Raw genomic sequence first — 10,488 nt, 5'->3', positions numbered from 1 at the left:
GGCGGGGAGCAGGAGCGGCCGGGACCGCGGCGTCGCCGGCCAGCCGTCGCTCGATCCGGTCCAGCCGGGCGTGCAGGTCGCGGTCGCCGTCACCGGCGCCGGGCAGCAGCACCCGGGCGCAGATCAGCTCCAGTTGCAACCGGGGCGCGGTAGCGCCGCGCATCTCGGTCAGCCCGGTGTTGACCAGGTCGGCGGCGCGGGAGAGTTCGGCCTGCCCGAACCGGGTGGCCTGGGCGACCATCCGCTCCACCGCGTCGGAGGGGGCGTCGATCAGACCGGTGCCGGCGGCCTCGGGCACCGCGGCCAGGATCACCAGGTCGCGTAGCCGGTCGAGCAGGTCGGCGACGAAGCGGCGCGGGTCGTGCCCGCCCTCGATCACCCGGTCGATGAGGCTGAACACCGCGGCCCCGTCGTGCGCGGCGAAGGCATCGATGACGTCGTCGAGCAGCGTCGCGTCGGTGTAGCCGAGCAGCGTGATCGCCCGGGCCAGGGTCAGGCCGTCGGGACCGGCCCCGCCCATCAGTTGATCGAGCACGGAGAGGCTGTCGCGCACCGAGCCGGCTCCGGCCCGGACCACCAGGGGCAGGACGGCCGACTCGACCGGCACCTTCTCCCGCTCGCACAGCGTCGCCAGGTACTCGCGCAGCACGGTCGGCGGCACGAGGCGGAACGGGTAGTGGTGGGTGCGCGAGCGGATGGTCGGGATGACCTTCTCGGGCTCGGTGGTGGCGAAGATGAACTTCAGGTGCTCCGGGGGCTCCTCGACGACCTTGAGCAGGGCGTTGAAGCCCTGCGGCGTCACCATGTGCGCCTCGTCGACGATGTAGATCTTGTAGCGGGACCCGGCCGGGGCGAACGCCGCGCGTTCGCGCAGGTCGCGGGCATCGTCGACACCGCCGTGCGAGGCGGCGTCGATCTCGATGACATCCAGCCCGCCGGAGCCGCCCCGGGCCAGCTCCTGGCACGACCGGCAGGTTCCGCACGGCGTCGGCGTCGGGCCCCGCTCGCAGTTCAGCGCACGGGCGAGGATGCGGGCGCTGGTGGTCTTGCCGCAGCCGCGCGGGCCGCTGAACAGGTAGGCGTGATTGACCCGGCCGTTGCGGATCGCCTGCTGCAGCGGGTCGGTGACGTGCTCCTGCCCGATGACCTCGGCGAAGGTCTCCGGCCGGTAGCGGCGGTACAGCGCGAGGGACACGCTGTGACCCTATGACCCGGAGCCGACGATCGGCAGGGCGCGGTCCACCCGCCCGGATCTCGCCGATGAGGGGTGGCCAACCCGACATCCCGGACGTAACGTCGAGGCACCTAGAACCGTTAGGTAGAAGAAGCGTCCTGCCCCCAGCGCTCGGGGCCGTAGTGCGATCTCGCCTTGCTGCGACCCTGGCCTGCGCAGTTGCGCTGACCCCGCTGGCGGTGGCCGCCGGGTCGCCGGCCCAGGCCGATTCGTTCGAGTCCTCGGTTCCCCGCGCGGTGTGCGGGCCGGGTTCCTTCCCCGAGAGCGGCCTGCAGGGCCAGGTGCCGCTGGCGGACCGAAAGAGCGGCCGGAGCCAGCAGGGCTACACCTGCAACCTCGAAATGCTCGGCCAGTACCAGGGCGAGGGCACCACCTGGGTCAACCCGCAGTACAAGCACTGCGCCTACAACGCGACCTCCTTCTTCGGCCTGGGCCGCAAGAAGTCCGAGGGCGTCCAGGTGATCGACGCCAGCGACCCGAAGCATCCGAAGCTGACTGCGAACCTCACCAGCCCGGCGATGCTCACGGATACCTGGGAGTCGCTGAAGGTCAACGAGGCCCGCGGCCTGCTGGCCGGGGTGTCAGTCGGCCCGGCGGTCGGCACGCTGGCCTTCGACGTCTACGACGTCAAGACCGACTGCGCCCACCCGAAGCTGCTGGATTCGTTCGCGAGCAGTGACTTCACCGCCCCGGCGACGACGCTGAACCACGAGGGCCAATGGTCCCCGGACGGCAAGACCTACTGGTCCTCCAGCCTGACCGGCGGCGGCCTGACCGCCATCGACGTCAGCGACCCGGCGCACCCGAGCATCGCCGGCATCGCCGGCATCGGCACGATCGGCTTCACCAACCACGGCTTCGAGCTCAGCCCGGACGGCAACCGGATGTACCTCACGACCGCCTTCGGCGCGGGCATGGTGATCCTGGACGTGAGTGATTTCCAGGCCCGCAGGCCGGCCCCGATGATCCGTCAGCTCAGCTCGCTCATGTGGGGCGGCCCAGCCTCGGTCGGCCAGCACACGATCCCCGTCACCTACGGCGGCAGGCCGTACCTGCTCCTCGCCGCCCCGCTTCGTCGGCAAGGACCAGCTCTGGGTCAGCTGCCAGGACAACGGCTTCCTGGCGCTGAAGTTCACCAACAGCGCCTACCGGAAGCCGTGACCCGGCGCCCAGCAGTACTCGCGGCCGCCGCGGGGGCGTTGGCCCTCGTGCTCGGGGTGGGCATCGGCATGGCCGTCGGCTCCGGCGACGACAGCGGGAGCAGCTCCGCCGCGTCGCTCGCCCCGAGCAAGGTGGACATCGGCTTCAGCCAGGACATGATCGTCCACCACGAGCAGGCCGTCCTGATGGCTCAACTGGTCCGCACGCGGACCAAGGATCCGAAGGTCGCAGCCCTGGCCGCGGGCATCGAGGACGACCAGCTGCTCGACATCGGCGCGATGCGCGGCTACCTGGCCCTGTGGGAGGCGCCGGTACTCCCGTCCGGTCCGCCGATGACCTGGATGGTCGCCATGCCCGCCCACCACGTCGGCAGCGAGATGGTCCCGATGCCGGGGATGGCGACGACGGCCGAACTGAACGCGCTGCGTACCGCGAAGGGCGGCAAGCTCGACGTCATGTTCCTGAAGCTGATGCTCCGGCACCACAGCGGCGGGCTGGCGATGCCGACCGACGCCGGCGACCACGCGGCCCTGCCGGTCGTGCGCAGTCTCGCCAGCCGGATGGCGTTCCACCAGCGCGAGGAGACCTCGACGATCGCCGCCCTGCTAGCGACCAAGGGCGCCAAGCCTTAACCGTCCGACCCCCACCACTGCACCAGGAGTAGGTGCACTTCACGTCGGTCTTCCAGAACGAGATAGACGATCTGACCCGCTCCGCCGTCTCCGAAGGCCCATCGCCGAACCGCGCCAGCGGGGTTGCCCTCATGTTGAGGCGAGCCGTCCCACGGCGCCATCAGCAACACGTCCAGGATCTCCGCATAGGCGGTCAGGGCACGGCGCGGAAGGGCCGCAACCTGCGCCGTCGCGGCCGGTTGCGGGATGACCCGGTACACCTACTGGCTCAGGCGCCGACGGATAACGGCCTGCATCTCTTCGAAGGACCCGGCGTTGGGGTTGACCCCCGTACGCAGGATTTCTTCTGCGTCGGCGAGCATCCGCGCATACGAGCCGGGATCGCGGCGTTCCATCACGACGGTGTGCTGCCACTTGTGCAGCAGCGTTTGCAGATCGGCCAGATCCATCGACTGCTTCACGCGGTCGACGACCAGCACCCACTCACGATCAAACTCCGCCGCGAGGTCCGGCGGGAGGCACTCGCGGATGGCCCTCGGGTCAGCGGGCGGCGGACCGGAGTCGGTGTCGGGTTGCGGGGCCGGAGAGACCATGCCGGAACCATACTTCCGGAACCCACGATGCGGCCCGGTCGACCCAGACCTGTGGACAACGCCATAACGCAAGCGACTCCCCGCGCACCTACCAGAGCTCACTTACCCTTGCTGCCTTCCGGCCCTGGGGGAGTTCGGCGAGATGGCACCACGCGGGGAGCCAGGGATGATTCTAGCGCCCAGCCGCCGTCCCCCGGCAGGGCGTTTACGAACCCCGGCCGCCTTGTACGATGGGCGGCGCTTCAGGGAGGATTCGCATAGTGGCCTAGTGCGCACGCTTGGAAAGCGTGTTGGGGGAAACCCCTCCGGGGTTCAAATCCCCGATTCTCCGCCGGTTGACCTGCACGAACGCCGGGTGTCCACGAGACACCCGGCGTTCGTTTTTTCTGACCGTCTCAGTTTCCGTCTCATTTGACGCTGGCCATCCGTCACCGTCCGGGCGGATCCGGCGTCGACCGTGGGCTGGTCCGCGGCCACAGCAGCCCGTCCATCTGCCGGGCGACCTCGTGCCGGACCGGCGCAGTGATGTGCTGGTAGCGAGCGGCCATCCCGGCGTCCGACCAGCCCATGATTCCCATCACGGCCCGGTCGGGGACACCGAGCAGCAGTAGGGCGGTAGCGGCGGTGTGCCGGGCGTCGTGCAGCCGCCCCTCCCGGACACCGGCCGCCGTGAGCAGGGCCTTCCACGCCCGGTGGTCGGTGTTCATGTTCAACGGGGCGCCCACCTCGTTGGTGAAGACCCAGCCCTCCTCGCGCCACAACTGGCCGGCGACCTCACGTTCGGCCGCTTGGCGGTCCGCGTGCTCGCGCAAGATCTCGGTGAGGGCATCGGGCAGCCCGATCCCTCGGCGCCCGGCCCGAGACTTCGTGGCCGCGGTGACCTCACGCACGTTGCGCTTCTGCGGGCAGAATCCCGCCCGCTCCCGGCCGCACGGGTCGTCCTCGCACCCATGCTCGTAGCGAGGTCGAAGCCGGCCGCGACGCACCCACAGGGCACCGTGCTCGAGGTCGATGTCGGACCACGTCAGGCCGAGCGCTTCGCCCTGGCGCAGGCCGAGCCCGAGAGCGAGCGCCCACCGCGCCCCGTTCCGTTGGTGCTGCGCGGTGTCGAGCAGTCGGTGGATCTCCTCGACCGAGTAGGGCTCGATCTCGGTCTCCTCGATGCGAGGAGCCTTCGCGATCGAGGCGACGTTGTGGGTGACGTGGCCACGCCGGATCGCGGCGTTGAGTGCTGCCCGTAGCGTGCGATGCGACTGATGCACGGTGGCGGGCTTGCTGCCGTTGCGGATCATCACTGCGTAGAGCCGCTCCAGGTGTTCGGGTTCGAGCTTGTCGAGTCGGTGGGCTCCGAGCCCGGGCACCAGGTGCACGCGGACCGCGACCCGATAGCTGGAGAGCGTGTTCTCCCGAACGGTCGGGCCGGCAATGTTCTCGACCCAATGCTCGAGCCAGGTCTGCACGGTCCAGACCCGCCCTGCCTTGCGGACTCGCCCCGTGTCGCGGCCTCGCTCCAGGTCGCGAACCGCGCGGATGACCTCCGCCTGCGTTGCGCGCTCGATGTGACGACGGTCCGGCCGACCGTCGTCACGGACGCCGACCGTGACGCGGCCGTGCCATTTCCCATCGGCGCCCAGGTAGACCGACGATGCCCCGTTCGGACGCCGGCGGCGCGGCTCGGCCATCAGGCGACCTCGGCATTGCGGAGCCCGGTGACGAACGCGGTGAGCGCGTCGGCCGGGACGCGGCGCAGGCGCCCGATCCGGACGGACTCGACCGCACCGTTCTGGATCAGCCCGTACATGGTGGTCCGGCCGACGCCGAGCAGATCTGCGGCCTCTTCAACAGTGAGGACGAGCCGCCGCCGCGGCTCCGTCGATTCGCTGGTGATGGTCATGCCCTGCCTCCCCAGGGTGCGTCCCACGATGCGCGTTCTGCGCGGTGGGCGGTGCTCACACCGCCCCGGTTGTGGATGAACGGGACGGCGCACCCTCTCTGTGTGCGCGAAGGGCACCCAGATCGACAGCCCGTGGTACCCGCCGCCCGCCCAGCTCAGCGACCGGGTAGCTCGGGGCCTGGCGCTGGGCGTCGCGACGGTGTGGCCGACGGGTACTGGTTCGGTCCCTGCCGGTGCTCGGCCGCACGAGCGCGGATAAGTTCGGCGACCTCGGCGGCGGCCCGGGTGAGCTCGGGGTCGAGCCCGCCATTGTCGGCGCGGGCGGCGGCCAGGATGTTCCGGATCGGGAGCAACCGGTCCAGGGATGTGGCGCGGTCCTGGCGCATCCGCAGGGTGGCTGTGGCCGAGTGCTCCGCGCCGTCGGTGGCCAGAATCTCTTCCAGGATCTGTCGACCGTTGCGGGCATCGGGGCCGGCCGTGCCGGGCTCCGAGTGCTCCCCGGTCGCGGCGTAGACGTGATTGGCGGATCGGCCACGAGTAAGCCCGACGTACAACTGCTGCCTGCTCATCCCCGGGCGGGCGATCAGGTGCGCGGTATCGACGGTGGCGCCCTGGGCCCGGTGGATGGTGGCTGCGTAGCCGAGCTCGACGTGATCGGCGACATAGTCGGCCGGAAGGCGCACAGCACCGTTAAACTGACGCTCAGTCAGGCCGTTGTGGTCGAGCGGTGTGATATCGATTGACCCGTCCGGGTTCGTCCGCTCCAGGCGCCACAGGTCACCGTTGCGGACGTGGCCGCTGGGGGTGGCCAGGCAGCGGTCGTTGCGCCGGGTCACCAGCACGTCGCCTGCGCTGCAGGTGGTGCCGTCGGACAGGGGCAGGCCGTCGGATGCGACGTGGCCGGCGGCGACTCGGTCCTGGTGGGCTCGTGCGTTCAGTGCGGTCACGGTGTCGCGGTCCGGGGCGAGCAGGATCGAGGAGTGGCCGGCGGCGAGGTCGGCGGCCCAGGCGGCATACGCCGCCTCCTGCATGAGGTCGGCCGGGCCGTCGTGGAGCCGGTGGTGGTGGGCGTAGGCGTCCAGGGCCGTCGGGTCGCCAGTGCGTAGAGCTCGGGTCGCTTCGGCCTCCCACCGCTGGCGGAACCGCCAGAGCGCACCGAGTTCGAAGGCGTGGCCGGTTTCGGCGAGCAGTGAGAACGCGCCGCCGGCCTCGACCGCGGCGAGCTGGTGGTGGTCGCCGGTCAAAAGCAGCTTCGCGCCGGCGGCGCGGGCTTGGGCGAGCAGGGAGTCCAGGTGAGCGGTGGAGACCATCGACGCCTCGTCGACGATGACCAGCTGCCCGGCCCGCATCGACCACCGCTCCGGCGTTGAACCGGCACCGGCGCCGGCACCGGCACCCGCCGGCTCGGCGGTGCGCACCGTGGTCTCGTGGAGCCATTTGGCCGTGTTCTCACACGCCACGCCCAACGCGAGCGCGAGCTCGGCGGCCGCCGTCGCCGATGGGGCGAGCCCGAGCACGCTGTCGGGGCCGTGGGTGTGGGCCCAGGCGCGGGCCACGATGGCCAGGGTGCGGGTCTTACCCGTACCCGCCGGTCCGACCAGAACGTCGAGGCGCCGGGCGGAGGTGGCGGTGCCGGTGACCGCGGCGTACTGGTCCGGGGACAGCCGCTGTCCGGGCATCGGGTGGTCCAGTGGGCTCAGGACCGCAGCGGGCACGACCGGTGCGCTGAGGTCGTCCACCGCGGCCAGAAGGCGGGCCTCTGCGTCCAGGACAGCGGTGGTGGTGAACGCGGCCTCGGATGGACGGTCGAACACGCTGGTCCCGTCGACGCGACGGAACCGGGCCGGGGAGTGGAACAGCGCCGCCGGGTCCAGCGCGACGCAGGAGGCCATGGCTGCCTCGACGACCTGGTCGAGCAGCGCGATCCGCTTACTCGGGTCGTTCAGACGGAGGTGGCGGGTGGCGCGGGCGGCTTCGGCGAGCAGGTTCGCCCTCGTCCAGGTCGCCCGCCTGACGGCCACCCCCGCCACCACGGCCTGAGCGAGGACCTGCACCTCCGGACTCGGGTCGGTCGCCGGCCCCTGGGCCCGGCCCTGGCCGACGACCTGGTCGAGGATCTGCTCGGGGCGCTTGCCCGTGACCGCCGTGGCGGTTGTCCGCCAGCCGTCACGCATCTCGGCAAGCGGTCGGACCTGCTTATCCGGGCGGGTCGCCAAGGTCGCCCGCTGCCGCAGGCGCAGCACCTCGGTCCGTGAGGGTTCGCGGCCGCGCTCGCTAGTGAATTCTTCGACCAGGGCGGCGAGTTCGGTGCCGATCTGGGCGGAGCGCTGGGAGAACGCCGTGAGCAGGTCCTCGGTGATGCCGTCGATCTCGAACGCCGGGGAACGCCGCGGACCGCGCTCACGCCAGGACCACGACACCGGCAGATTCTGGGTGAGCTGGTCGGCGAAGAAATCGATGTAGGTCTCGGACAGGGCGACCGCGGCCCCGTAGAGCTCCTGGCCATCGACCGAACGCCAGGCCCCGTCGGGGCCCTGGACCTTGTTCGCGACCACGACATGGGTGTGCAGGTGGGGGTCACCGGCGCGGGAGTCGTAGTGGTTGAACGCGGCCGCGATCAGTCCTTGCGCCGGGACCTGCATGCAGGAATGCGCGCCGGTGCGGGTGTGCAGGAACCGGTCCTCGATCAACTCCAGGACCCCGGCGAGCGCAGCCTCGTGCGCGCCCGCGACGGCACCCTGCACAGTCTCGTCCCCGAGGGCCCAAAGCACGCTCGCGGACTTCGGGACCGTGAAGGTCAGGTCATACCCGGCGACCGCCGACCGCGAGGGCGACTTGGCGACCCGGGCCTCGATCGCCGCGACCGCCGCCGCCCGGGCCTGCTCAGACAGCGCGTCGGGCAGGCCGGCAATCGCCGCGGCAATCCGCGTCTTGGCCGGTTTGAACACCGGGTAGGGCCGTCCGAGCTGCTCACCGGTGACCGGGTCGTGCCCGGTGCCGTAGAGCGCGGCCATCGCCTTCTCGGTCACGATCGTGCCGGGCTTAAGACCGCCGCCCCCGAGCACGTCCAGGCCCCTGCCCATCCACCGGCCGGGCGGGTTGCCGGTGGCGGCGTAGTAGGCCATCAGGTCCACCCCCGGCGCGCGGGTCACGTCCGCGGTCACGGTCTGGCGCATCACGTACCGGTAGCCCGACCCCGCCGACATCCGGGCGATCGACATCACGCCGGCCACCGCCGGACCCGCCTGAAAACAGTTCCCACGCCCTACCTGTGTGCGCGATCGACCCCCAGATCGACCGCGGAGTCCGCAGGAGCAAGACGTGTGCGTACCCGGGATCTTCGTTCCGCCGCGCGCGGTGAGTTGCGAATGCGTCCAGGTGCTCGCCGCGTGGTAGCGGCCGTGCTCCGCGGACGGTTTATGACGTGTTGTCATGTTGCCGTCCGTCGCGTGGAATCCGCGACCATCCGCCGCACCCCGTCGTTGTCCGCGATGGCGCGTCAGGTTCGGTTGGCCTCGTTCGGCGCAGACTTTCGGGCGTGTCACCCACGACGTCGACGCACTCTGGTTTTGCGGATCAAGCCCGCAGATGCTCCAATGCCGGCGCGGTTACGGCATGTGCGCCACGAACTGCCCCGACAGCGGTCCCCGCGACTCCAAGCAACACGACGACACCTGCAGCCAGGGTCAGCGCAGCTCGGACGGCTTGCCGCACGGCCAACATGACTACGGCGCCGGGAGCGCGCCGCCGACCGCACGAAGCGACTCGAGTGGCTGATCAGTGATGGCCTTGCGTCGCGCAAAGCGCTCGCAGACTCAAGGGCTGAACCAAGCAGGTCGACCAGGGCCTCGGCTGCGTGGGTGGTAATCCGCTGGGACTGCAGCCTGCGTGAGCATGAGCCGCTCGGACGGAGTAACGCCCAGTGCTCACGCCGGAGAAGTCAACCGGAACGACCCTCGCCAGGTACCTGACGACGATCATCTGCTGCTCATACGCGCCGGTGGCTGGAGTCAGTCCCTAACCCGCTCAGGAACTTCTGACAGCCCGATTCCGAGCGCGTCGTGGGGCCGACGAACTGTATTTTGAACGGGCTATCGGCTGTGGAGCGAGGCCCCGTCAGGGAATTGCACTGTCCGGGAGCCGGTGCTCGGGCGAGGATCTGCCAGACCGTGGCAGACCATCCGGGGGTCGTCGACGGAGTGACGTGGGAGGGGCCTCGTGACCTCGATCGTGGGGATCGGGGGCGGCATCGGGGCCTCCCGGCTGTGGCGCGCCTTGGTCGAGACGGTCCCCGCGGCCGAGCTCACCCTCGTCGTCAACACCGCCGACGACCTGTGGATCCATGGCTTGCGCGTCTGCCCGGATCTGGACACCACCCTCTACGCGCTCTCCGACCGCCAGGACCGTGAGCGCGGCTGGGGGTTGAAGGACGAGACCTGGCGAGCTTCGGAAACCCTGCGCGACCTGGGCCACGACGTCTGGTTCCGGCTCGGCGACTAGGACCTCGCCACCAGTCTCTACCGGACCGGGCGGCTCCGGGACGGCCTCGGGCTTGCGGAGATCACCGGGTCCCTCGCCGACGCGATGGGACTCGGTGTGCGGGTGCTGCCGATGACCGAGGACGAGGTGACGACGATGGTCCGGGTCGGCGGGAATCTGATGCACCATCAGGAATTCACCATTCGCCACCATTGTGAACCGACGGTGGACGAGGTGATCCTCGCGGGCGCGGCCACCGCGACGGCCGGCCCGGGGGTGCTGGACGCCCTGAGCGGGGCGGACGTGATCATCGTGGCCCCGAGCAACCCGATCGCCAGCGTCGATCCCGTCCTCGCGCTCCCGGGCGTCCGGGAGCTCCTGCGCCGCTCGGGCCATGTCGTGGCAGTCTCGCCGATCGTCGCCGGGGTCGAGACCGACGACCCCGGGGCGGCGGGCCTCCCCCTGCCCGGCGGCCCTGTCGGGGAGGGCGAGGGG

At 70.7% G+C, this 10,488-nt stretch carries 6 protein-coding genes, 1 tRNA gene, 1 other RNA gene and 1 pseudogene; 3 read left to right on the top strand and 6 right to left on the bottom strand.

Translation table 11 applies throughout. The features are described 5' to 3' along the window. Positions 1-1,195 (bottom strand): DNA polymerase III subunit gamma and tau (locus tag H0X00_RS17155; RefSeq protein ID WP_293773241.1); only part of this gene is annotated, 1,195 nt, incomplete at its 3' end. Between the two features lie 161 nt (positions 1,196-1,356). Here H0X00_RS17155 and H0X00_RS17150 point away from each other — a divergent pair. Further along, positions 1,357-3,027: a DUF305 domain-containing protein gene (locus H0X00_RS17150; RefSeq protein ID WP_293773240.1), complete on the top strand. Its 1,671-nt coding sequence runs from the start codon at positions 1,357-1,359 to the stop codon at positions 3,025-3,027. A 260-nt stretch (positions 3,028-3,287) separates the two neighbouring features. Here the strand turns inward: H0X00_RS17150 and H0X00_RS17145 are convergent, their stop codons facing one another. Together H0X00_RS17145 and ffs are read right to left on the bottom strand one after the other, a co-directional pair. Next, entirely contained in the window at positions 3,288-3,620 is a 333-nt protein-coding gene (locus H0X00_RS17145) for a DUF6247 family protein (RefSeq protein ID WP_293773238.1), read from the bottom strand. A 68-nt stretch (positions 3,621-3,688) separates the two neighbouring features. Further along, positions 3,689-3,785, bottom strand: an RNA gene (ffs, locus tag H0X00_RS17140) — signal recognition particle sRNA small type. Positions 3,786-3,866: 81 nt separating this feature from the next. Here ffs and H0X00_RS17135 point away from each other — a divergent pair. Then, positions 3,867-3,951: transfer RNA gene (locus H0X00_RS17135), tRNA-Ser, on the top strand. 97 nt (positions 3,952-4,048) lie between these two features. On the opposite strand, the gene H0X00_RS17130 is transcribed toward H0X00_RS17135, so the two are convergent. The 3 genes from H0X00_RS17130 to mobF form a co-directional block, all read right to left on the bottom strand. Beyond that, entirely contained in the window at positions 4,049-5,302 is a 1,254-nt protein-coding gene (locus tag H0X00_RS17130; RefSeq protein ID WP_293773236.1) for a site-specific integrase, read from the bottom strand. Further along, on the bottom strand, positions 5,302-5,514 hold the full coding sequence (locus tag H0X00_RS17125; RefSeq protein WP_293773235.1) for a helix-turn-helix domain-containing protein: 213 nt from the start codon (positions 5,512-5,514) through the stop codon (positions 5,302-5,304). Before H0X00_RS17125 ends, H0X00_RS17130 begins: the two co-directional genes overlap by 1 nt. Before the next feature lie 155 nt (positions 5,515-5,669). Then, positions 5,670-8,747 (bottom strand): MobF family relaxase, encoded by a 3,078-nt coding sequence (gene mobF, locus H0X00_RS17120; protein WP_293773233.1) that lies wholly within the window; start codon positions 8,745-8,747, stop codon positions 5,670-5,672. A 985-nt stretch (positions 8,748-9,732) separates the two neighbouring features. On the opposite strand from mobF, the pseudogene H0X00_RS17115 reads away from it, so the two are divergent. Next, a pseudogene (locus H0X00_RS17115) lies at positions 9,733-10,488 on the top strand (2-phospho-L-lactate transferase CofD family protein); the annotation flags it as partial.

The organism is Sporichthya sp. (genome assembly GCF_013815995.1).
In the GTDB taxonomy this organism is placed as follows: domain Bacteria; phylum Actinomycetota; class Actinomycetes; order Sporichthyales; family Sporichthyaceae; genus Sporichthya.
Note: the sequence above shows the minus strand (reverse complement) of the source record. Positions and strands in the feature narration are given on the sequence as shown.